18 protein-coding genes are annotated in these 21,923 nt (G+C 73.4%); 9 read left to right on the top strand and 9 right to left on the bottom strand.

The features are described from left to right. Window positions 1-9: 9 nt before the first annotated feature. Window positions 10-645, bottom strand: coding sequence for a trimeric intracellular cation channel family protein (locus JOE61_RS20065; RefSeq protein WP_193670324.1), 636 nt, complete (start codon window positions 643-645; stop codon window positions 10-12). A gap of 128 nt (window positions 646-773) precedes the next feature. Between JOE61_RS20065 and sepH the strand changes: the two genes are divergently transcribed. Together sepH and JOE61_RS20055 are read left to right on the top strand one after the other, a co-directional pair. Continuing rightward, complete coding sequence (gene sepH, locus JOE61_RS20060) at window positions 774-1,664, top strand: septation protein SepH (RefSeq protein ID WP_227492124.1); 891 nt, start codon at window positions 774-776, stop codon at window positions 1,662-1,664. A 50-nt stretch (window positions 1,665-1,714) separates the two neighbouring features. Further along, a complete protein-coding gene (locus tag JOE61_RS20055; RefSeq protein WP_193670322.1) occupies window positions 1,715-3,700 on the top strand; it encodes an SDR family oxidoreductase in 1,986 nt (661 codons plus the stop codon). A gap of 13 nt (window positions 3,701-3,713) precedes the next feature. Here the strand turns inward: JOE61_RS20055 and JOE61_RS20050 are convergent, their stop codons facing one another. After that, window positions 3,714-4,550, bottom strand: a complete 837-nt coding sequence (locus tag JOE61_RS20050; protein ID WP_193670321.1) for a sulfurtransferase — start codon at window positions 4,548-4,550, stop codon at window positions 3,714-3,716. A 47-nt stretch (window positions 4,551-4,597) separates the two neighbouring features. On the opposite strand from JOE61_RS20050, the gene JOE61_RS20045 reads away from it, so the two are divergent. Then, a complete protein-coding gene (locus JOE61_RS20045; RefSeq protein WP_193670320.1) occupies window positions 4,598-5,269 on the top strand; it encodes a thymidine kinase in 672 nt (223 codons plus the stop codon). Between the two features lie 17 nt (window positions 5,270-5,286). On the opposite strand, the gene JOE61_RS20040 is transcribed toward JOE61_RS20045, so the two are convergent. Next, window positions 5,287-5,718 (bottom strand): SRPBCC family protein, encoded by a 432-nt coding sequence (locus JOE61_RS20040; protein ID WP_193670319.1) that lies wholly within the window; start codon window positions 5,716-5,718, stop codon window positions 5,287-5,289. Window positions 5,719-5,834: 116 nt separating this feature from the next. On the opposite strand from JOE61_RS20040, the gene JOE61_RS20035 reads away from it, so the two are divergent. After that, the gene (locus tag JOE61_RS20035; protein ID WP_193670318.1) at window positions 5,835-6,515 is read left to right on the top strand and encodes a hypothetical protein; all 681 of its coding nucleotides are present in this window, start codon (window positions 5,835-5,837) and stop codon (window positions 6,513-6,515) included. A gap of 127 nt (window positions 6,516-6,642) precedes the next feature. On the opposite strand, the gene JOE61_RS20030 is transcribed toward JOE61_RS20035, so the two are convergent. From JOE61_RS20030 to JOE61_RS20015, 4 genes are read right to left on the bottom strand one after another with little or no spacing between them, the layout of a single operon-like run. Further along, entirely contained in the window at window positions 6,643-7,761 is a 1,119-nt protein-coding gene (locus tag JOE61_RS20030) for an alkaline phosphatase family protein (protein ID WP_193670317.1), read from the bottom strand. Next, complete coding sequence (locus JOE61_RS20025) at window positions 7,758-8,354, bottom strand: DUF5998 family protein (RefSeq protein WP_193670316.1); 597 nt, start codon at window positions 8,352-8,354, stop codon at window positions 7,758-7,760. Before JOE61_RS20025 ends, JOE61_RS20030 begins: the two co-directional genes overlap by 4 nt. A 2-nt stretch (window positions 8,355-8,356) precedes the next feature. Continuing rightward, window positions 8,357-9,010, bottom strand: a complete 654-nt coding sequence (locus tag JOE61_RS20020; protein WP_193670315.1) for a sulfotransferase family 2 domain-containing protein — start codon at window positions 9,008-9,010, stop codon at window positions 8,357-8,359. Between the two features lie 28 nt (window positions 9,011-9,038). Further along, window positions 9,039-11,774 (bottom strand): GNAT family N-acetyltransferase, encoded by a 2,736-nt coding sequence (locus JOE61_RS20015; RefSeq protein WP_307823124.1) that lies wholly within the window; start codon window positions 11,772-11,774, stop codon window positions 9,039-9,041. Window positions 11,775-11,850: 76 nt separating this feature from the next. On the opposite strand from JOE61_RS20015, the gene JOE61_RS20010 reads away from it, so the two are divergent. Genes JOE61_RS20010 through JOE61_RS19995 form a run of 4 tightly spaced genes read left to right on the top strand, consistent with a single transcriptional unit; the run spans window position 11,851 to window position 17,435 of the window. Next, window positions 11,851-14,370, top strand: coding sequence for a DNA gyrase/topoisomerase IV subunit A (locus JOE61_RS20010; RefSeq protein ID WP_193670313.1), 2,520 nt, complete (start codon window positions 11,851-11,853; stop codon window positions 14,368-14,370). Between the two features lie 5 nt (window positions 14,371-14,375). Further along, the gene (locus tag JOE61_RS20005) at window positions 14,376-15,089 is read left to right on the top strand and encodes an LppX_LprAFG lipoprotein (protein WP_193670312.1); all 714 of its coding nucleotides are present in this window, start codon (window positions 14,376-14,378) and stop codon (window positions 15,087-15,089) included. Continuing rightward, window positions 15,086-16,909 (top strand): MFS transporter, encoded by a 1,824-nt coding sequence (locus tag JOE61_RS20000; RefSeq protein ID WP_193670311.1) that lies wholly within the window; start codon window positions 15,086-15,088, stop codon window positions 16,907-16,909. Before JOE61_RS20005 ends, JOE61_RS20000 begins: the two co-directional genes overlap by 4 nt. Window positions 16,910-16,919: 10 nt before the next feature. Continuing rightward, window positions 16,920-17,435: a beta-class carbonic anhydrase gene (locus JOE61_RS19995; RefSeq protein WP_193670310.1), complete on the top strand. Its 516-nt coding sequence runs from the start codon at window positions 16,920-16,922 to the stop codon at window positions 17,433-17,435. A 16-nt stretch (window positions 17,436-17,451) separates the two neighbouring features. On the opposite strand, the gene JOE61_RS19990 is transcribed toward JOE61_RS19995, so the two are convergent. Continuing rightward, a complete protein-coding gene (locus JOE61_RS19990) occupies window positions 17,452-19,158 on the bottom strand; it encodes a glycoside hydrolase family 3 protein (RefSeq protein ID WP_193670309.1) in 1,707 nt (568 codons plus the stop codon). Window positions 19,159-19,195: 37 nt separating this feature from the next. Continuing rightward, window positions 19,196-21,310: a DNA gyrase/topoisomerase IV subunit B gene (locus JOE61_RS19985; RefSeq protein WP_193670308.1), complete on the bottom strand. Its 2,115-nt coding sequence runs from the start codon at window positions 21,308-21,310 to the stop codon at window positions 19,196-19,198. A 319-nt stretch (window positions 21,311-21,629) separates the two neighbouring features. Here JOE61_RS19985 and JOE61_RS19980 point away from each other — a divergent pair, with 319 nt between their 5' ends. Further along, the gene (locus JOE61_RS19980) at window positions 21,630-21,866 is read left to right on the top strand and encodes a DUF7455 domain-containing protein (RefSeq protein WP_193670307.1); all 237 of its coding nucleotides are present in this window, start codon (window positions 21,630-21,632) and stop codon (window positions 21,864-21,866) included. Window positions 21,867-21,923: the final 57 nt, after the last annotated feature.

The following is a 21,923-nucleotide window of genomic DNA, read 5'->3' as shown; positions in this document are numbered from 1 at the left end:
GGCGGTCGGTCAGACGCTGGCCGATCCCCGCGGCAGGGGCGCCTGCCAGTCGCGCCAGACCGCCAGCAGCCGCCACGCCAGGCAGACCGTGGCGCCGGTCAACGCCGCCACCACCACCGGCAGGCCACCGCGCTCCATCAGCACCGCGACCATCGCACCGGCCAGCGCCGGGGTCGCGTAGAGCTCGCCGCGGAAGATGATCGGCACCCGGCCGGCGAGGACGTCGCGCACCATCCCGCCGCCGATGCCGGTGACCATGCCGAGCAGCGCCGCGGGCAGCGGGCCGAGCCCGTAGTCGACGGCCTTCAGGGCGCCCGCCACGCAGAAGAGCGCCAGGCCGAAGGCGTCGAAGACGGTCACCAGCCGCTCCATCCGGCCCAGCGTCGGGTGGAACGCGAAGGTCAGCAGCCCCGCGCCCACCGGCACCAGGAGGTAGCGCCAGTCGGCGAGCGCCGCGGGCGGGGTGGCGTCGATGAGCACGTCGCGCAGGAACCCGCCGCCCAGGCCGGTGGTGCCGGCCAGGACCAGCACCGCGAAGAGGTCGAGCTCCTTGCGCACCGCCACCAGGGCGCCGGAGATGGCGAAGACGAAGATGCCGATGAGGTCGAGGACGACCAGGGTGGGGGCGGGCTCGACTGGTGGCACCCGGCGAGGCTACCCACGACCCGCTGCGCGCAGGGCACGGCGTCCACGGCTGGCGGCCGTGGCTGGCGTAGGCTCAGGACAGCTGTCGGCACGTCGCCGGCACCGGTGATCGAGGAGGTGGACCTGAGATGGTGCACCTGACCCTCGCGGGGGTGAGCGAGGACGGGAAGCGCCTGCTCATGGTCGACGACGCCGGTGTCGAGCACGACCTCGACGTCGACGCCAGGCTCCGGGCCGCCCTGCGCGGCGAGACCTCACGACTCGGCCAGTTGGAGATGACCATGGACAGCGTCCTGCGCCCCCGCGACATCCAGGCACGGATCCGGGCGGGCGAGAGCCCCGAGGCCGTGGCCGAGGCGGCCCAGACCAGCGTCGACAAGATCATGCCGTACGCCGGCCCGGTGCTCGCCGAGCGCGAGCACGTGGCCCAGCGTGCGCAGCGCAGCTCGGTGCGGCGCACCGCGGGCGCCGACGGCGTGCGCAGCCTCGGCGAGGCGGTCGAGGCGCACCTGCGCTCCGAGCACATCGGGCCCGACGTCGTGACGTGGGACGCCTGGCGTCGCGAGGACGGGCGCTGGACCCTGACCGCCGAGTTCGAGACCCGGCCACGCTCGGGGCTCGCGCACTTCACCTACGACATGCCCGGCAGCTACGTGCTCCTCGACGACGAGGACGCGCGCTGGCTCGTGGGCGAGGTCATCGCCACCGCCACGCTGGCCGCGCCTCTCGACGACCTGCAGCAGGCCCGGGCCAGGCGCCGGGTCTCCCTCGACGACGAGGAGCTGCCGCTGGGCGAGGACGCCATCGGCATGGTCTCGCCCGAGCCCGAGCCCGAGCCCGCGCCGGACCCGGAGCCCGAGCCGGAGCCCGCCCCCGTCGCGGAGACCGAGCCGGAGCCCGAGACCGAGCCGGAGGTCCAGCCGGAGCCCCCGGTGCGCCGACCGGTCCGCAAGAGCCGTGGCCGCGCCTCCGTGCCGAGCTGGGACGAGATCATGTTCGGCGGCGGCAAGCAGGAGTAGCGCGCTCCGCGAGACTCCCGCGCGGGGATCGCGACGAGTACTGTCCGGCCATGTCCTACTTCGTGACCGGCGCCACCGGGTTCATCGGCCGATTCCTGGTGGAGGAGCTGCTCGACCACCGCGAGGGCGAGGTCTTCGTGCTGGTGCGCGAGGGCTCGCTGCCCCGCATGGAGGCGCTGGTGCGGCACTGGGGCACCGGCCGGGTCGTCCCCGTGGTGGGCGACCTGTCGACCGAGGCGCTCGGCGTCGACCCGGCGTGGGTCGCCGAGCACCGCGGCGGGATCGAGCACTTCTTCCACCTCGCCGCGGTCTACGACATGACGGCCGACGACGCCACCAACGAGGCGATGAACGTCGGCGGCACCCGGCACGCCCTGGCGCTGGCCGCCGACCTCGACGTCGGCTGCTTCCACCAGGTCAGCTCGGTCGCCGCGGCCGGTGAGCTGCAGGGGGCCTTCGACGAGACGATGTTCGCCGAGGGCCAGCACCTGCCCTCGCCCTACCACCGCACCAAGTACGAGTCCGAGCGGATCGTGCGCGAGGAGGGCACCGTGCCGTGGCGGGTCTACCGGCCCTCCATCGTGGTCGGCCACTCCCAGACCGGGGCGATGGACAAGGTCGACGGGCCCTACTACTTCTTCGGGCTGATGAAGACCATGCGCGACGTGCTGCCCGCCTGGCTGCCGCTCGCGGGTGTCGACATGGGCGACACCAACGTGGTGCCGGTCGACTACGTGGCCCGCGCCATGGACCACCTGGCCCACCTGCCCGGCCGCGACGGCGAGGCCTTCCACCTGGTCAACCCCGAGCCGCAGCCGGTCGTCGACATGATCAACGCCTTCTGCGCCGCCGCGGGCGCCCCGACCTTCGCGATCGGGCTCGACCGCGGCCTGGCCCGCCGGCTGCCCCGGGCCCTCCAGCCCGCCGGGCTCCTCGCGGCGGTGGGCAGGGTGACGCCGCTGCAGGCCGCGCTCGACCTGGTCACCAGCCGCGTCGGCGTACCGGCCGAGGTGCTGGCGCACACGAGCTTCACGGCCGTCTTCGACTCCCGGCGCACCGAGCGGGCGCTCGCGGGCTCCGGCATCGCGGTGCCCGACCTCGAGTCCTACGCCCGCACGCTCTACTCCTACTGGGAGGAGCACCTCGACGAGACGACCGCTCGCGACCCGCGCATCCGCGCGGCGCTGCAGGGCAAGCACGTCGTCATCACCGGCGCCTCGTCCGGCATCGGGCAGGTCACCGCCCACAAGGTCGCCCAGGCCGGCGGCGTGCCGGTGCTGGTCGCGCGAGGCAAGGACAAGCTCGAGGAGGTGCGCGCGGCCATCGAGATGCGCGGCGGCCAGGCGCTGGTCCACCCCTGCGACCTCTCCGACCTCGAGGCGATCGACCGGCTGTGCGAGCAGCTGGCCGCCGAGCTGCCCTCGGTCGACTTCGTGGTCAACAACGCGGGGCGCTCCATCCGGCGCTCGCTGCGGCTCTCGCACGACCGCTTCCACGACTTCGAGCGCACCATGCAGCTCAACTACTTCGGCGCGATCCGTCTGGTGATGGGGCTGCTGCCCACGATGCAGGCCCAGCAGCGCGGCCACGTGGTCAACGTCAGCTCGATCGGCGTGCAGACCAACCCGCCGCGGTTCTCGGCCTACGTCGCCTCGAAGTCGGCGCTCGACTCGTGGAGCAACGTGGTGGCCTCCGAGCTGGTCGGCGACGGCGTCACCTTCACCGGCATCCACATGCCGCTGGTGCGCACGCCGATGATCGCGCCGACCAAGATCTACGACAAGTTCCCCACGATCTCACCGGCGCAGGCCGCCGACCTGGTCGTGGAGGCGATGGTCGCGCGTCCCCACGAGATCAACACGCTGCTCGGCAACGTGGGCGCGGTGGCGCACACGGTGGCGCCCAAGCTGACGTTCCGGCTGCTCAACATGGCCTACCACGTCTTCCCCGACTCGGCCGCGGCCAAGGGCGAGGGCGGCACCCGTGAGTCGGAGCAGATCATGCTGGCCAAGATCTTCAAGGGCGTGCACTGGTAGGTAGGCGCCTGGCTCAGCCTCGCTCCACGGGCCGGGACGGGTCGGCGCTCCACTCGCTCCACGAGCCGGGGTAGAGGGCCGCGCGGATGCCCGCGACCTCCATCGCCAGCACGTCGTGGCAGGTGGTGACGCCGGAGCCGCAGTAGGCAGCGACGTCGGCGCCGGGCTCGACCCCCTCGGCGGCGTAGAGCGCCCGCAGCGTGGCGGCGTCGCGGAAGGTGCCGGCGGAGGTCAGGTTGGTGGTCGTCGGCACGTTGACGGCGCCGGGCACGCGGCCCGCGACCGGGTCCATCGGCTCGACCTCGCCGCGGTAGCGCTCGGGGGCCCGGGCGTCGACGAGCACGTCGACGTCGAGGACACCGTCGAGCTCGACCAGCGGCATCCGCCTCTGCCGCGCGGTGAAGCCACCTGGGGCCGGGTCGACCGGGCCCGTCTCGACGGACCCGCCCCCGGCCAGCCATGCCGCCCAGCCGCCGTCGAGGACGCGCACGTTGCTGTGGCCGTGGTGGCGCAGCAGCCACCAGGCCCGCGCGGCCGCCAGCCCCGACCAGTCGTCGTACACGACCACGGGGCGTCCGTCGTCGACACCGAGACGGCGCATCGCCGCCTGGAGGTCCTCGGTGGCCGGCAGCGGGTGGCGCCCGCCGCCGTCGGGGGTGGTGGCCGGCGGGGCGGCGAGGTCGGTGTCGAGGTCGACGTACGCCGCTCCCGGCAGGTGGCCCGCGGCGTGCTGCTCGGGGCCGGCCGGTCCCCCGAGGCGGTAGCGGACGTCGAGGAGCGTCACGTCGGGGGCGTGCGGGTCGTCGAGGAGTCCGCGCAGCACGGGGACGCTGATGAGAGGGCTGCTCATGACGCCCATCGTGCCGTACCGACGGGGGCGTGAGAGGATCGCGCCCCGTGGCCGAACTGCACTTCTTCACCGGGACCATGGACTCGGGCAAGAGCACCCTGGCGCTCCAGACGAACCACAACCACGCCGCCCGCGGTCGGCAGGGACGGATCTTCGTCACCCGTGACCGGGCGGGCCAGGGACGCATCTCCAGCCGCCTGGGCCTGACCCACGAGGCCCTCGAGGTCGACGCCGACTTCGACTTCTGGCGCCACGTCGTCGACAGCCTCACCCAGGGCACCCGCATCGACTACGTCATCTGCGACGAGGCGCAGTTCTACACCCGCGACCAGGTCGACCAGCTGGCCAAGATCGTCGACGAGCTGCAGATCGACGTCTTCGCCTTCGGCATCCTCACCGACTTCCGCACCGAGCTGTTCCCGGGCTCCGGCCGCCTCGTCGAGCTGGCCGACCGGATGAACGTGCTGCAGGTGGAGGCGCTGTGCTGGTGCGGCAAGCGCGCCACCCACAACGCCCGCACCGAGAACGGCGTGATGGTCACCGAGGGCGAGGTCGTCGTCGTGGGCGACGTCGAGGACGGCGAGGCGCCGGAGCCCACCTCCGACGCCGATGCCGACGTGGCCTACGAGGTGCTCTGCCGCCAGCACCACCGGCGCCGTCTCACCGCGGCCCGGGCGAAGGCGGTCTCCCTCGCGCCCGAGCCGCTGCCCTTCGGCTGACCCCACGGGCCCGGGGCTCAGAGCCTGCTCAGGTGCTCCTCCATGCTGGCCGCGACCTTGTCGGCCAGCACCTTCAGGCCGGCGGGCATCAGCGGCTCGGCCAGCTTCGCGGCACCCTGCGGGTCGAACTCGGCGTGGTAGGTCACCGAGGTGTGCCCGTCGCTCTCCTCGCAGGTGATGGTGTCGAGCAGCTGGATCGACCCGGCGTCGCCCTCGAGCTGGAAGGTGTGCGGCTCCTCGAACTTCGTGACGGTGTAGTCGACCTCCTGCTCGGAGCCGAGGAGCTTCGAGACGTTGTGGTAGGTCGTCCCGACTCCCCCGTCGCCGCTGGTGCGCTCGGTGCTGACCGAGGGCGGGTCCCACTCCTCGCTGTTGCGGAAGTCGCTGAGGTAGTCCCAGACCTTCTGGATCGGCTGGCTGACGGTGACGGTGCGCTCGACTGACGGCACGGTGTGCTCCTTTGGTCGTGGTGGCTTGTCCACCTCGTCGGTACCCGCGCCGGCGCGACCCGCGTCCACCCCCACGGGTGACCGGCCGTAGGGTGCGCGGGTCGAGAGGAGCCGCGGTGTTCGGTGGACGCAGGCAGGGACCGGCCGAGGACATGTGGTCGGAGTGGTCGCGTGGGCTCAGCCTCGGTGCCGTCGAGCTCGTGGCCGGCCGCCGGGTGGTCGCGCGCGTCGACCACGAGGGCGTGCTGCTGGTGGCCCGCGACCTGTTCGTCGCCTGGGAGCACCTGGGCTTCGCCGATGGCCTCGACCCCCTGTCGACGATGCCCGGCAGCCTCGCCGTCGCGGTGTCGCGGCCCTGGTGGGCCGAGCACGTCCCCACCTTGTCGGGCAGGGAGCGCAGGCGCGCACAGGAGGAGCTCGAGACCGGCCTGGTGAGCGTGCCTGTGGCGTCGCGGCGCGCCGTACCCGTCGAAGCGTTCGGCGACTGGCTGAGCGCCGAGGTGATCGCCCGTGCCCCGCTCCCCGGACGCCTCTGCCTCACCCCGGGCCCGGAGACGTCGGTCCTCGATCGTGACAGCAGTCGACCGGTCCCCCTCGACCGGCTGCCGATCAGCCACACCCTGCGCGACCGCCTCGCCGCGTGGGGCGCCGCCGCCGGCGCTGTCCCGGACGACGAGCGGACCGTCATCGCGACCTGGGACAGGTTCCTGCCCGAGGGACGCGTCCTGGCGGCAGACCTGGAGACGGAGACCGGCCGGTCGGCGGCGGTCTGGGCGGACTGCCCCGACATGCCCTGAGCCGGCGTACGCCGTGACGAGACCGCGGACTTGTCAGGGAAGTCCTGCGCTTGATGGGTGTTGCAACCCCTGACAAGCGCAGGAGTCCCCGGCCGGCCGGGGACTCCTGCAGCGGCCGCCGAGCCCCTCAGTCGACCAGGACCGGGATCAGCATCTCCTCGGGCGTCAGCGAGCCGTGCAGGCCCACGAGGCGGGCCTCGTAGGCCCAGTCGACGCTGGAGATGACGGCCGCGTCGCCCCGGCAGGCCACCACGACGTCGCCGATGCGCGGGCGCACCGCGGAGGAGACCTCGCCGAACCAGCCCAGGGCGGTGGCGTCCTCGCGGGTCAGCACCTCGGCCCTGTCGCCGAGCACCGAGCGCCAGGTGGCCACGACGTCGTCGACCGCACCGCGCTGGCAGTAGAGCTGGCGGAAGCGGGCCTCGCCACCGAACAGCACCAGCCCGTCGCGCAGCTCGTGCACGGTGTCGACGTCGACGCGCGAGGCGTCCGGGGAGTCGACCATGCCGTGGTCGGCGACGACCACCAGGCGGGTCGAGGACGGCAGCGCCTCGCGCAGCTGCTCGGCCTCGTGGTCGATCATCGCCAGCTGCTGCAGCCACTCGGTGGAGGCGACGCCGTAGCGGTGCCCCGTCCAGTCGAGGTCGCCGTCGTAGAGGTAGGTCAGGGAGGGCGCGTGGTCGGAGGCCGCGACCGCGGCCGCGATCCGCTCCCCCACCTTGTCGGCGCCCACGAAGTCGGCGCCGCGGTGGGCGGCCCGGGTCAGCCCGCTGCTGACGAACTCGCGCTTGTTGACGACGCTGACCGCCACGCCCCGCTCGCGCAGCCGCGAGAAGACGGTCGGGTGCGGCTGCCACTCGGCCGGGTCGACGTCGCTCGGCCACGCCAGCGCGTTGAGCAGCCGCTCGGTGCCGGGCACCCGCGAGGTGAACCCCACGACGCCGTGCGCGCCCGGCGGCAGCCCGGTGCCGAGCGAGGTCAGGCTGGTGGCGGTCGTCGACGGCACCCCGGCCGTCGCCCCCGGGGCGGCGCTGCGCAGGGACGACAGGTACGGCGCCACGTGCGCGTAGCGCTCCAGCAGCCGCGCCCCGAGACCGTCGACGAGGAACACCACGTACGCCGGCGCCTCGGGCAGCGCGAGCCCCTCGTGCGCGGCACCCTCGAGACGCACCCCCAGGGCGGCACCGACCGCGGGCACCACGTCGGCCAGCGACCGGTCGCCGTACCCGGGCGCGAGGAACGTCACGGCGCCGACGGCGCCTGGTGGGTGCGCGACGACAGGGACTCGGCGAAGGCGAGCAGCCCGGCCACGGCGTCCTTGCCGTCGGCGGCGGACGAGACCCGCAGCGAGAAGTCGTCGGGGGCCAGGACCCCGGTGTAGCCGTGGTCGGCGTCGCACTCGGGGTCGCTGCAGCCGGCGGGCTCGAGGTCGACCCGGCTCACCCCGCCCCAGCCGATCGTCATCACGGCCTCGGCCGGGTGGCCCGGGCCCGAGGTCGGGTTGGCGACCATCCGGGTCACCACCACCGAGCGCACCGCGCTGAGCCGGATCGCCTCGGTGGAGGTCGAGGTGTAGGGCTCGGGCAGCAGGTCGTCGCCGGTGTGCTCGTCGGTGTGGGCCAGCACCAGCCGGGTCGGGGTCAGCACCACCACCGACAGGTGCCGGCGCACCTCGTCGTGCTCGAAGGTCGGCTCGTGGTGGACGAAGAAGGAGACCACCTGCTCGCCGGCCACGGCGGCCTGGACGCCCTCGCCGACCACCTCGGGGTAGTAGCCGGTGCGGTCGATGGCGGCGCGCAGCTCGCGCAGGCGGTCACGGTCGTCGGTGCGGGCGCGCATGCTCAGAACTCGTATCCGAAGGCGGTGACGTCGCGGGCGAAGGCCGCCTCGACGCGTCGGGCCATCTCGTCGGTGTACTCGCTGCGGTAGCGGGTGTCGCGCCCACCGAGCTCGGGGCCCGCCTTGTAGTCGGGGCGGGTGCGGTCGATGTTGACGCTCTTCAGCGGCTCCCAGGCGATGTCGAAGCGGGCCTGCACGGCGCGCAGGTCGGCCTCGAGGCTCTCCTGGCGCCCGATCATGTCGGCGCGGCGCGTCTTGGTGGCCAGGTAGCGCCACTGCGGCGTCTGCAGCCGGGAGAACTCGTCGAGGCCCTTCATGATGAAGGACTCGAAGTCCGGGCAGGTCTCGGCGACCGAGCGGATGAACTGGTTCTTGCGGTCCAGGCGGCGCTCGCCGTCCTGCTCGGAGTCGCGGAAGCGCTCGACCATGCGGAACCACGACAGCATCCGCGCCCACGGGTTGCGCACGATCCCGAAGGTCCAGTACGTCGACAGCTCGGGCTCGGCGCGCAGGATCTGGCCCAGCGTGGCGTGCCGGTCGACGCCCTTGACCTGGCGTGCGTCGGGCAGGACCTCCGTGAGCCGGTTGTGGATGGTCGACCCACCCGTCTTCTGCACGTGCACGAAGAGCAGGCGCGCGCTGTCAGAGATCACCATGACCACGGAGCATACGGGTAGGTCGACCTCAGCTCGGAATGGTGTCGCCCGGCTGTGAGGGCATCCGGCGCACGAACCAGTCGGAGCGCGAGTCGGCGGCCGGCTCGACCCGCGCCGAGGCGTCGAGCACGGTCGATCCCGAGGGCCCGGCGAGCACCAGCCCGAGCTCGAGGGCGGAGAGCTGGGGCATGTCGTTCTGCAGCTGCGAGACGCGGCTGATGAGCCGCTCGACCTCCCCGACGTCGACGACCTCGCTGCCCCGGTAGCCGAAGAGCATCGGGCTGGCCTTGACCTCGCGCACCATCGCGGCGGCGTCGCGGGTGCCCAGCGGCGGGATGCGGTAGGCCCGGTCGCCGAGCAGCTCGGTGAGCGGTCCGGAGATGCCGAAGGAGACCACCGGCCCGAAGAGCGGGTCCTCGATGCTCGAGATCGACACCGGCACCCCGGGCGGGGCGGTGCCCTGCACCAGGAACGCGTCGGTCAGGTCCTCCTCGCCCACCAGGGCCGACAGCGAGGCCCAGGCGTCGCGCATCTGGTTGACGCCGTCGATGTTGCGCCACACGTGGGCCAGGTCGGGGCGCTCGCGCAGGTGGTCGGCGGTCGCCTTGAGCACCACGTCCCACCCGAGCTCGGCGCCGGCGGCGTTGGCCTCGCCGAGGCTGCTCACGACCCGCGAGGGCCACAGGTCGATGTCGTAGGCGGCCAGCAGGGCCCGCAGGTCGTCGCGGCCCAGCTCGGCGCCCTGGGGGTGCTCGGCCAGCACCCGGTTGACGATGCCGCGTGCGGTGTCGTCGTCGGCGCCCTCGGGGTCCAGGGGTGTGCCGTCGGGGGTGCGCAGCCACACGGCGTAGTCGACGACACGGGCCAGGGCCCGCACCGCCGCCTCGACGGCGGGGTACGACGGCACCGAGCCGCGCCCGGCCGTGGAGCCGGCCACGTCGGGCACGCGCAGCAGCTCGGGCACGCCCTCGACGCCCAGGAAGGTCGAGACCAGGGGCTTGTCGGACTGCTCCCCGATCGCGGCCAGCACGTTGGCGACCTCCTCGCCGCTGACGTTGAGCGGCGGGGTGTAGACCGCGACCACGGAGTCGACGTCGGGGTCGTCGATGGCCGCGTCGAGCGCGTCCTCGAAGTCCTCGGCGGTCGCCTCGGCGCCCAGCGGCACCGCCTTGTTGACCACCAGGCCGACCGCGGCCGCGGCGTCGGCGGCCAGCAGGCCCAGCGCGTCGGAGTTGCCCACGATCGCGACCCGGCGCCCACGCGGCAGCGGCTGGTGGGCCACCAGCTGGGCGACGTCGAACATCTCGTCGAGGGTGTCGACCTGGATGATCCCGGCCTGGCGGAACATCGCGTCGACGGCCGCCGGCGGGGCGGCGATCTTGCGCACCGCGTGCCCCATCGGCACGCCCTGCGTGGTGCGCCCCGAGCGCACCGCGATGATCGGCTTGCGCAGCGAGACCCGTCGCGCGATCCGGGAGAACTTGCGCGGGTTGCCGATCGACTCCAGGTAGAGCAGCACGACCTCGGTGGAGTCGTCCTCCTCCCAGTACTGCAGCAGGTCGTTGCCCGACACGTCGGCGCGGTTGCCGGCGCTGACGAAGGTCGACAGGCCCAGCCCGCGGTTCTGGACCTTCTCGAGGATCGCCGAGCCCAGCGCACCGGACTGGCAGAAGAAGCCGGCCCGCCCGCGCGGCGGCATCACCGACGACAGCGAGGCGTTGATGGAGACACCGGGGTCGGTGTTGATGACGCCCAGGCAGTTGGGCCCGATCAGGCGCAGCCCGTAGGAGCGCGAGAGCCCCACGAGGCGACGCTGGCGCTGGCGGCCCTCCTCGCCGGTCTCGGCGAAGCCGCTGGAGATCACCACCAGCCCGTGCACGCCCTTGGCCGCGCAGTCGAGCACGACGTCCTGCACCGCGTCGGCGGGCACCGCGACGATGGCCACGTCGACGTGGTCGGGGATCTCCCCCACGCTCTTGTACGCCGGCAGCCCCGACACCGCGCCCGCCGACGGGTTCACGGCGTACACGCGACCGGTGAAGTCGCCCATCACCAGGTTGCGCACCAGCGTCTGGCCGATCGTGTCCTGGCGGCGCGAGGCGCCGATGATGGCCACCGAGCGGGGGTTGAAGAACTTCTCGATCGAGGCGGACTCGGCGCGGTGCTCCCGGTCCTGCATCACCCCGATCGCGGTGTCGGTGGCGTCGATCGGGAACTCCAGCTGGATGACGCCGTCCTCGAACTCGCTGGCCACGCGGTAGCCGGCGTCGCGGAAGGTCTGGATCATCCGGGAGTTGTCGGGCAGCACCTCGGCGGTGAACTTCTCGAGCCCGCGCTCGCGACCGGCCTGCGCCAGGTGCTCGAGCAGCAGCTGGGCGATGCCGCGGCCCTGGTGCTGGTCCTCGACCAGGAACGCGACCTCGGCCTCGCCGGTGCGGACCCGGTCGTAGCGGCCGACCGCGATCATCCGGTCGGCCAGCACCAGCACCAGCGCCACCCGGTCGTGGTGGTCGACGCGGGTGAAGCGCTGCACGTCGCGGTCGGAGAGGCGCGGCATGGGCGAGAAGAACCGGTAGTACTTCGAGCGGTCCGAGACGCGGCTGTAGAAGTCGACGAGCAGCTCGGCGTCGTCGGGGCGGATCGGGCGGATGTGGGCGGTGCGTCCGTCGCGCAGCAGGACGTCGGCCTCCCAGTGCCGTGGGGCACCGGGTGCCGCGGGCTCGGTGGAGGTCTCGATGTCGTCCTGCTGGGGGCCGCCGCTCACGAGAGGGAATCTACCGAAGACCCGCGACCGGCGTGCCCCGGCGCCGAGCGCGGGGACGTGCGGGGAGAATGGCCCCATGGCCAAGGGTTCCACCAAGCAGCCGCTGCCCGACGACTTCGAGGAGCACATCCTCGACATCGACGTCGGCGACGAGATGCGCAGCTCGTTCCTGGAGTACGCCTACTCCGTCATCTACTCCCGGGCGCTGCCCGACGCGCGCGACGGTCTCAAGCCGGTGCAGCGGCGGATCCTCTACACGATGAACGAGATGCGGCTCTTCCCCGACCGCGGGCACGTGAAGAGCGCCCGCGTCGTCGGCGAGGTGATGGGTCGCCTGCACCCCCACGGCGACTCCGCGATCTACGACGCCCTGGTCCGCACCGCCCAGCCGTGGTCGATGCGGCTGCCCTTCATCGACGGGCACGGCAACTTCGGCTCGCCCGACGACTCCCCCGCCGCCATGCGCTACACCGAGTGCCGGATGGCCCCGCCGGCCGTGGCGATGACCGCCTCCATCGACGAGGACACCGTCGACTTCAGGCCCAACTACGACTCCCGCGAGATGGAGCCGTCGGTGCTGCCGTCGGCGATCCCCAACCTGGTGGTCAACGGCACCACCGGCATCGCGGTCGGCATGGCCACCAACTGCGCCCCCCACAACCTCGTCGAGGTGGTCCAGGCGCTGCGGCACCTGATCATCCACCCGGGCGCCGGCATCGACGACCTGATGCGCTTCATCCCCGGCCCCGACCTGCCCACCGGCGGCAAGATCGTGGGCCTCGACGGCATCCGCGACGCCTACGAGACCGGCCGCGGCACCTTCAAGATGCGCGCCACGGCCCGCATCGAGACGATCGGTCGGCGCAAGGCGATCGTGGTGACCGAGATGCCCTACGGCGTGGGCACCGAGAAGATCGTCGAGCGCATCAAGACCCTCGTGCAGGCCAAGAAGGTCCAGGGCATCTCCGACATCAAGGACCTCACCGACCGCGACCACGGCCTGCGCCTGGTCATCGAGGTCAAGAACGGGTTCGTGCCCGAGGCGCTGCTCGAGCAGCTCTACCGCCAGACCCCGCTCGAGGACTCCTTCGGCATCAACAACGTCGCCCTCGTCGACGGCCAGCCCCGCACCCTGGGGCTCAAGGAGATGCTCGAGGTCTTCCTGGGCCACCGCTACGACGTCGTACGCCGGCGCACGCAGTTCCGCCGCACCAAGAAGGCCGAGCGCCTGCACCTGGTCGACGGCCTGCTGGTCGCGCTGCTCGACATCGACGAGGTCATCCAGGTGATCCGCACCAGCGACGACGCCGGCGCCGCACGCGAGCGGCTGACCACGGTCTTCGAGCTCTCGGTGCTGCAGGCCGACTACATCCTCGAGATGCAGCTGCGTCGCCTGACCCGCTTCAGCCGCATCGAGCTGGAGAAGGAGCAGGAGCAGCTGCGCGGCGAGATCGAGGCGCTCGACGCGATCCTGGCCGACGACCAGCTGCTGCGCGAGGTCGTCTCCGACGAGCTGGCCGAGGTCGCCAAGACCTACGGCACCCCGCGCCGCACGGTGCTGCTGGAGTCGGCCGGGACCCCGGCGGCCGCGGCGGCTACGCCGCTCGAGGTCGCCGACGACCCGTGCTTCGCCTACCTGTCCTCCACGGGCCTGCTGGCGCGCTCCTCGAGCGCCGAGGCGCCGGGCGTGGGTGGCGACCGCACCAACCACGACGTCGTGGTCTCCGCGGTGGCCACGACCGCGCGCGCCGAGGTCGGGGTGCTGACCAGCCGCGGGCGGCTGCTGCGCCTGACGGTGCTCGACCTGCCGACCATCCCCGCCTCGGCCAACGACCCCAACCTGCAGGGCGGGGTGCCGCTCAGCGAGTTGCTCTCCCTCGAGACCGGCGAGCGGGCGCTGTCGCTGTGCACGCTGGCCACCGACGGGCCCGGCCTGGCGCTGGGCACCCGGCAGGGCGTCGTCAAGCGCGTCAACCCCGAGGTGCTCAACCGCGACGACTGGGAGGTGATCGGGCTCAAGGACGACGACGAGGTCGTCGGCGCCGTCGAGCTCGTGACCGGCCAGGAGTCGCTGTGCTTCGTCAGCACCGACGCCCAGCTGCTGCACTTCTCCGCCGACGCGGTGCGTCCCCAGGGCCGGTCCGGCGGCGGCATCGCCGGCATCCGGCTCACCGACGGCCAGGCGGTGCTGTGGTTCGGGGTCGTCGACCCGTCGGCGCCGGAGGGCGCGGTGCTGGTCACCGCCTCCGGCTCCGCCACCGCCCTGCCCGGCACCGAGGTGGGCGCGATCAAGGTGACGCCGTTCAGCGAGTACCCCGCCAAGGGTCGCGCCACCGGCGGCGTGCGCTGCCACCGCTTCCTCAAGGGCGAGGACGCGCTGGTCCTGGCCTGGGCGGGCACCGCCCCCGCCCGCGCCGCCGCGGCCAGCGGTGCGCCGGTCGAGCTGCCCGCCGCGACCGGGCGCCGCGACGGCTCCGGCGTGCCCGGGTCGCAGGCGGTCGCGGCGTGCTCCGGCCCGGTCGCCCTGCGCGTGCCGGCGAGCGCCGCCGACGTGCCCGCGGTCGACCCGGGCGTTGCCGACGATGTGCAAGGCTGAGTGACATGCGTGCTCCCACCCTCGCGGCCCTGACCGCGGCCGGCCTCCTGGGCCTCGGCGGCCTCTCCGCCTGCAGCAGCGGCGACGACAGCGCGGCCGAGGAGGCCCCGAGCGCGCAGGAGGTGCTCGCCGAGGCCAAGGCGACCCTCGACGAGACCAGCGGCGTGCAGGTCAGCCTCGTCACCGACGACCTCCCCGAGGGCGTCGAGGGGCTGCTGCGCGCCGAGGGCGTCGGCACCCCCAGCCCCGCGGCCTTCGACGGCGTGATCACCGTGCGCTTCGCCGGCTTCGAGCCCGAGGTTCCCGTGGTCGCGGTCGACGACGTCGTCCACGCCCAGGTGCCGCTGACGACCGGCTGGTCGCAGATCGACCCGGCCGAGTACGGCGCGCCCGACCCGGCCGCCCTGCTGGGCGCCGACGGCGGCTTCTCGTCGCTGCTGACCAGCACCGACGACGTCGAGGCGGGCGAGCAGGTGCGCGGCGGCACCGACAACCGCGACGTGCTGACCACCTACACCGGCACGATCTCCCAGGAGGTCGCGGCCACCATCATCCCCAGCGCCGAGGGCGACTTCGACGCCTCGTACGCCGTCTCCGACGGGGGCGAGCTGCGCTCGATGGAGCTGACCGGCGCCTTCTACGGCGACGGCGAGTCGATGACCTACACCGTCGACTTCGACGACTACGGCTCCTCGCCCGAGATCACCGCGCCCGAGTGAGCACGAGCAGCGCCGCGGGCGGCACCGCGGGCACCGACCGGGGTGCCCGGCTGCTGCTGGGGCTGGCCGCGCTCGCGGTGGCCTTCGCGGCCGCCGACACCTACGTGGTGGTGCTGGCGCTGGTCGACATGATGGCCGGGGTCGGGCTCTCCCCCGACCAGCTGCAGCGCGCGGCGCCGATCATCTCGGGCTTCCTGCTCGGCTACGTCGCGATGCTGCCGCTGATCGGTCGGATCGCCGACCTGCGCGGCCGGGTGCCGGTGCTGACCGCCTCGCTGGTCGTCTTCGCGATCGGCTCGATCGTCACCGCCGCCGCCTACGACATGCCCTCGATGGTGGCCGGACGCTTCCTGCAGGGCGTCGGCGGTGGCGGCCTGGTGCCGGCCACCCTGGCGCTGGTCGCCGACCTCTACCCGCGGGAGCGGCGCGGGGTGCCGCTCGGGCTGGTCTCGGCGGTGCAGGAGATCGGCAGCGTCGTCGGGCCGTTGTACGGCGCCGCGGTGCTGGCCTTCGCCGACTGGCGCGCCATCTTCCTGATCAACCTGGCCGTGGGCCTGGTGCTGGCCGCGGCGATCGCCGCCCTGGCCGCGCGCAGCGGCACCACGACCGGCCCCCGTGACCGGCGCATCGACCCGCGCCGGGGGCGGCCCGACCTGGTGGGGCTGGGCCTGCTCCTGCTGCTGCTCCTCGCGGGTGCCCTGGTCTTCCAACCGCCCGGTTCCCTGCGCGCCGACATCGACTACGGCCGGCTGTTCATCCCGTTCGTCGACGGCGGCGGCCGGTGGCTGACCCCCGTCGGCGCCGTCACCGTCGTGCTGGCGCTGCTGGTGGTGGCCCGCACCCTGACCGCCCGGCGGCCGCTGGTCGACCTGCGTGCCTGGGGCCGCTCGCTGCGCGAGGCCGACGTCACGGGGGCGACCTACCTCGCGGTCGCGCTGGGCGGGGTGATCCTGGCCTTCGCCACCGCCGACCCCAAGGTGCAGGTCTTCTCCGACCAGGGCCGGTGGTACCTGCTGGGGGCCGCCGTCGCCTCGGTCGCGTTCGTGGTGCACCTGCGCCGCGCCAGCGACCCGCTGCTGCCGCGCGGGGCGCTGCGAGACCGGCCCGCGTGGGGCTCGGTGGTGGTCAGCTTCCTGATCGGGGCCGCCCTGATCGCGGCCCTGATCGACGTGCCGCTCTTCGCCCGCACCACGACGTACCAGGACTCCCAGCTGCTCGCGGCGCTCGTGCTGGTGCGCTTCCTGGTCGCGCTGCCCGTCGGTGCGGTCGTCGGCGGCTACCTGACCCGGGTGCTGCCCGCCGGGGTGATCACCGCCGCCGGGATGGTGATGGCCGCGACCGGCTTCGTGATGATGTCGCGCTGGGGCGTCGACGCCCTGGAGAGCTGGACGGCGACCGTGCCGCTGGTGGTGGGCGGGCTGGGCTTCGGCCTCGCGCTGGCGCCGGTCAACGCGGCCGTGCTGGCCCACACCGCCGACGCCGTGCACGGCCTGGCCTCGGCGATGGTCGTGGTCGCCCGCACGGTCGGGATGCTGGTCGGCATCTCGGCGCTCACCACGATCGGGCTGCGCCGCTACTACGCCGAGCAGGCCGACATCCCGCCCATCCAGGACGTCTGCCCCGCGGGCACCACCCGCTGCGCGGAGTACTCCGACCTGCTGCGCGCCGCCGGCATCGCCCAGGAGCAGACCGTCTTCCTCGGCGCCGCCGGGTGCGCGCTGCTGGCCGCGGTGCTGGCGCTGGTGCTGCTGCGCGGCGCCGACACACGTGCCGCAGGTCACGGCCGAGACGCCGCGACCGGGGTGCCCGCCGTCGGCTAGGTTGCGGGCCATGGCCGACTCGCACCCCAACCCAGCCGCCTTCGAGGACCTCCTCGAGGCCAACCGCAGCTTCGCCGACTCCTTCGAGTACGCCGGCTTCGACGGCATCGCCAAGGCCGGCGTGGCGATCGTGACCTGCATGGACTCGCGCATCGACCCGCTGGGCATGCTCGGGCTCTCCGCCGGTGACGCCAAGATCTTCCGCAACCCCGGCGGCCGGGTCACCGAGGCGGCGCTCGAGGCGCTCGTCCTCGGCGCCCACCTGCTCAACGTGCAGCGGGTCCTCGTGATCCCGCACACCCGCTGCGCCATGGCCAGCGCCACCGAGGCCGAGCTGCACGAGCGGGTCACGGCCTCCGCCGGCACCGACTCCACCTGGCAGCCCTTCCACGTGGTCGCCGACCAGCTCGCCGCGCTGGCCGACGACGTGGCCAAGGTGCGCACGCACCCGCTGGTGCCCGACAGCGTCTCCGTGGGCGGGTTCGTCTACGACGTCGACACCGGTCTGCTGACCCAGCACGCCTGACGGCACCCAGCGGGGCTCAGCAGCCGCGCCGCGGCACTCCGGGCACGTCGACGGGCAGCCGCCCGGGAGCGCGCTCGCGCCCGGTGAGCACGTCGACGAGCGCCGACATGGCGCCCGGGGTCTCGCCGTACGTCGCGATGCGCACGGGCGCGCTCGATCCCCCGAGCAGGTAGGGCCGGTCGGTGGCGACCACGACGCCGGTGTCGGGCGCGGCACCGCCGCCCAGCAGGTGCACCGGTGTGCCGTCGACCACGCGCACCGGCTCGGTGCGCCGCCAGCGGCGCAGCGCGGCGCGGTCCTTCTTCCTCCGCCCCGTGCGCTCGGGGCGCGGCGGCTTCTCGTAGCGCACCTGGCCCAGGGCCAGCCCCGCCGACCGGGCCGCGGCCCGGAACGCCTGCACCGCCGTCGCGTCGCCCAGCGGCACCACCGACCCCCGCACGAGCGGCCCGCGGCAGGGACCGGCGGCGACGGTGACGGCGGCCGCCGAGAGCCGCCGCGAGGCCGCCCGGCCGCTGCCGGGCGGGGCCGGGTCGCCCGAGGCGTGGTGCTCGAGGAGCGCGATGGTGCGCGCGGCGGCCTGGCGCAGGCGGGTGCGGCCCAGGCGGCCGTCGCGCACGGCCCGCACGATCGCGGTGCGGGTCGCGGCCGGGTCGGGCGGCATCAGCACCACGTCGGAGCCGGCGCGCAGCACCTGCACCGCCGGCGTACGCCGCCCGCTCACCGCGCCCATGTCGAGCGCGTCGCTCATCACCACGCCGTCGAAGCCGAGCCGTTGGCGCAGCAGCCCGGTCACCACCGGCCGCGAGAGGCTGGCCGGCACCCCGGGATCGACGTCGGCGACGGCGATGTGGCCGGTCATCACCGCCGGCAGCCCGGCCTCGACCGCGGCCCGGAAGGGCCGCAGGTCCGTGCGGGAGAGGGCGGCCAGCGGGCGCCGCTGCACCGGCAGGGCGAGGTGGCTGTCGGTGCCAAGCGAGCCGTGGCCGGGGAAGTGCTTGACGACCGGCACGACGCCGGCGTCGCGGAAGCCGCGGGCGGCGGCCACCACGTGGCGGGCCACGGCGGCGGGGTCGGAGCCGGCCGAGCGGCTGCCGATGACGGGGTCGGCGGGGCCGGTGGTGACGTCGGCGTCGGGGGCCAGGTCGACGTTGACGCCCAGGCCGCGCAGCTCGCGGCCGCTGGCGGCGTAGGTGCGCCGGGTCAGGGCCGGCCGGGCGGCCGCGCCGGCCGACATGAACGCGGGGAAGCCGGTGGCCGAGCCGCGCACCCGCGCGACGGAGCCGCCCTCCTGGTCGACGGCCACCATGACCGGCCAGTCCCGCCCGGCGTCGCGCTGCAGCGCCCGGGTGGCGCGGCGCAGCTGGTCGGTGGAGGAGATGTTGTCGGCGAAGGCGACCACGCCGCCCAGGTGCAGGCGCCGCACCAGCGCCGTCGGCGCCCCGGTGCCGTCCCAGCGCGCGACGATCACCTGCCCGGCCAGCTGCGGCAGGCTCATCCGCTGCGTACGCCGCGCCGCGAGGTCGAGCTCGGCGCGGCTCGGACCCCACCCGGGGCGCAGGCCCAGCCGCTCCGAGGCGCTGGGCGGGTCGGGCGCGTCCGTGCTGGCCAGGTCACCGCTGGGCTCCGGTGCTCCCCCGGGCCCACCCGTGCAGCCCGACACGAGCACGCCCAGCGCGAGCAGCGCGGCGATCCCGCGGCGGCGCGGGGAGGGGGAGGCGGGCACGCCCTCCATCGTCCCAGGCCGGCGGTGAGGACGACACTCAGGCGTCGAGCGCCTCGACGTCGACGTCGTAGGCGCCCTGCACGATGAACTCCTTGCGGGGCGCGACGTCGGAGCCCATCAGCAGCTCGAAGACCTGGGTGGCCACGTCGGCGTCGTCGACGGTGATGCGGCGCAGGGTGCGCCGGCGCGGGTCCATGGTGGTCTCGGCCAGCTGGTCGGCGTCCATCTCGCCGAGGCCCTTGTAGCGCTGCACCGGGTCCTTCCAGCGCACGTTCTTCTTCTTCAGCTCGGCGAGCTTTCGCTGCAGCTCGTCGTCGGAGTAGGTGTAGACGTACTTGTCCATCCCCTTCTTGGGGTTGGACAGCTCGATGCGGTGCAGCGGGGGCACGGCGGAGTAGACGCGCCCCTCGGTGATGAGCTCGGGCATGTACTTGAAGAACAGCGTGGCCAGCAGGCAGCGGATGTGGGCGCCGTCGGAGTCGGCGTCGGCCATGAAGATGATCCGGCCGTAGCGGCGGGCGTCGAGCTCGAACGTGCGACCCGACCCGGCGCCGACGACCTGGATGATCGAGGCGCACTCGGCGTTCTTGAGCATGTCGCCGACCGAGGCCTTCTGGACGTTGAGGATCTTGCCGCGGATCGGCAGCAGCGCCTGGAAGGAGGAGTCGCGGGCCAGCTTGGCGGTGCCGAGCGCGGAGTCGCCCTCGACGATGAACAGCTCGGTGCGCTCGTTGTCGTTGTCGCGGCAGTCGGCCAGCTTGGACGGCAGCGCCGAGGACTCCAGAGCGTTCTTGCGGCGCTGGGTCTCCTTGTGCTGGCGCGCGGCCAGGCGGGTCTTGGCGGCGCCGACGACCTTCTCCATCACGAGCTTGGCCTGGGCCTTCTGCTCGCGCTTGGAGGACGTCAGCCACTCCTTCAGCTCGCGCGCCACGACCTTGCGCACGACGGTGCGCGCGGCCGGCGTACCGAGGATCTCCTTGGTCTGGCCCTCGAACTGCGGCTCGGCCAGGCGCACCGTCACGACCCCGGTGAGGCCCTCGAGCACGTCGTCCTTGACCACGTCGGCGTCGTTGACCTTCAGCGCCTTGCTCTGGCGCATCACGTCGTTGAAGGTCTTGGTCAGCGCCTGCTCGAAGCCGCTGAGGTGGGTGCCGCCCTTGGGGGTGGCGATCACGTTGACGAAGGAGCGCATCTCGGTGTCGTAGCCGGTGCCCCAGCGGATCGCGACGTCGACGACCAGCTCGCGCTCGATCTCCTGGGGCGTCATGTGGCCCTTGTCGTCGAGCAGCGGCACGGTCTCGGTGAAGGTGTCGCTGCCCTGCAGCCGCAGCACCGAGGTCACGGCCTCGTCGGGGGCCAGGAACTCGGTGAACTCCGAGATGCCGCCGTCGTGGCGGAAGCTCTCCTCGACCGGCTCCTCGCCGCGCAGGTCGCGCAGCACGAGCTCGAGCCCGGGCACGATGAAGGAGGTCTGGCGCGCCCGGGTGACCAGCTCGTCGTAGACGAAGGTGGCGTCCTTGGTGAAGATCTGGCGGTCGGGCCAGAACCGGATGCGGGTGCCGGAGCGGCCCTTGGCCACCCGCCCTCCCTTGCGGGTCAGGCCCGAGCGGGGCTCGAAGGACCCGCCGAGGCCCTCGCCCTCGAAGACGCCGGGCACGCCGCGCTGGAAGGACAGGCCCTGCGCCGCGGGCGAACGCTCCACGTCGATGTCCATGCGCGAGGAGAGCGCGTTGACGACCGAGAGGCCCACGCCGTGCAGACCACCCGTGGCGACGTACGAGCCGCCGCCGAACTTGCCGCCCGCGTGCAGCTTGGTGGCCACCACCTCGACACCGGGCAGCCCGGTCTTGGGCTCCTTGTCGGTGGGGATGCCGCGACCGTCGTCGTGGACCTCCACCGAGCCGTCGGGGTGCAGCACGACCTCGACGCGGGTGGCGGACTCGGCCAGCGCCTCGTCGACACCGTTGTCGATGATCTCCCACAGGCAGTGCATCAGCCCGCGGGTGTCGGTCGAGCCGATGTACATGCCGGGACGCTTGCGCACCGCCTCGAGCCCCTCGAGGACGAGGAGGTGGGCGGCGTTGTAGGTGTTGTCGGCGATCGTGGGGCTCCTGGCAGGACGTGCGTACGGCGGGTGCGCACCGCGACCCATCCGGGTGCGGGTGCTGCTCCGAATCTAGGTCACGACACGCCGGTGCCCCGCACAGGCTCGCCCACGGGGGCACCGCTAGCGTGGAGAGACCCAGCACGAGGGCCGGCCACGTCACGATGTGGAAACGATCGGAACGGGAAACGTGAGATGACCCCGCTCCCCTCGCCCCGACCCGCACACTGGGAGAGCACGGACAGGCGCTCTCACCCCGATGGTCGGGTTGAGACGCTCACAACAGGGGAATCAGATGATCGCGGGAATCTTGGGTCCCCTCGCTACGTTGAGCCAAGCACCGAGTGATCGAAGAAATGAGGCCGATGTGACCACCACAGTTGCCCCCAGCGCCCCGCTGACCGCAGCGGACCGCTGCGACCGTTGCGGAGCCCAGGCCTACCTCCGCGTGGAGCTGCAGAGCGGCGGCGAGCTGCTCTTCTGCGCCCACCACGCCCGCGAGCACGGCGACAAGCTCAAGGAGGTCGCGTCCAACGTCATCGACGAGACGCACAAGCTGACCTCCGACTCCCCGATGGCCGCCAAGGCCCCCGAGACGGAGTGACGCCACTCCCCTAGCGCTTGATCAGCAGGCCCCCGGACCTCGGTCCGGGGGCCTGCT

Origin of the sequence: Nocardioides salarius, from assembly GCF_016907435.1 — a bacterium.
In the GTDB taxonomy this organism is placed as follows: Bacteria; Actinomycetota; Actinomycetes; order Propionibacteriales; family Nocardioidaceae; genus Nocardioides; species Nocardioides salarius.
The sequence above is the reverse complement of the archived record's forward strand: the minus strand, read 5'-3'. Positions and strand labels throughout refer to the sequence as shown.

Coding starts and splice junctions, on each gene's coding strand:
- JOE61_RS20050 (WP_193670321.1), bottom strand. CDS start 4,550: ATGAGCAGCCCTCTCATCAGCGTCCCCGTGCTGCGCGGACTCCTCGAC.
- JOE61_RS20020 (WP_193670315.1), bottom strand. CDS start 9,010: ATGGTGATCTCTGACAGCGCGCGCCTGCTCTTCGTGCACGTGCAGAAG.
- JOE61_RS20005 (WP_193670312.1), top strand. CDS start 14,376: ATGCGTGCTCCCACCCTCGCGGCCCTGACCGCGGCCGGCCTCCTGGGC.
- JOE61_RS19985 (WP_193670308.1), bottom strand. CDS start 21,310: ATGGGTCGCGGTGCGCACCCGCCGTACGCACGTCCTGCCAGGAGCCCC.
- JOE61_RS20025 (WP_193670316.1), bottom strand. CDS start 8,354: ATGCGCGCCCGCACCGACGACCGTGACCGCCTGCGCGAGCTGCGCGCC.
- JOE61_RS20055 (WP_193670322.1), top strand. CDS start 1,715: ATGTCCTACTTCGTGACCGGCGCCACCGGGTTCATCGGCCGATTCCTG.
- JOE61_RS19995 (WP_193670310.1), top strand. CDS start 16,920: ATGGCCGACTCGCACCCCAACCCAGCCGCCTTCGAGGACCTCCTCGAG.
- sepH (WP_227492124.1), top strand. CDS start 774: ATGGTGCACCTGACCCTCGCGGGGGTGAGCGAGGACGGGAAGCGCCTG.
- JOE61_RS20010 (WP_193670313.1), top strand. CDS start 11,851: ATGGCCAAGGGTTCCACCAAGCAGCCGCTGCCCGACGACTTCGAGGAG.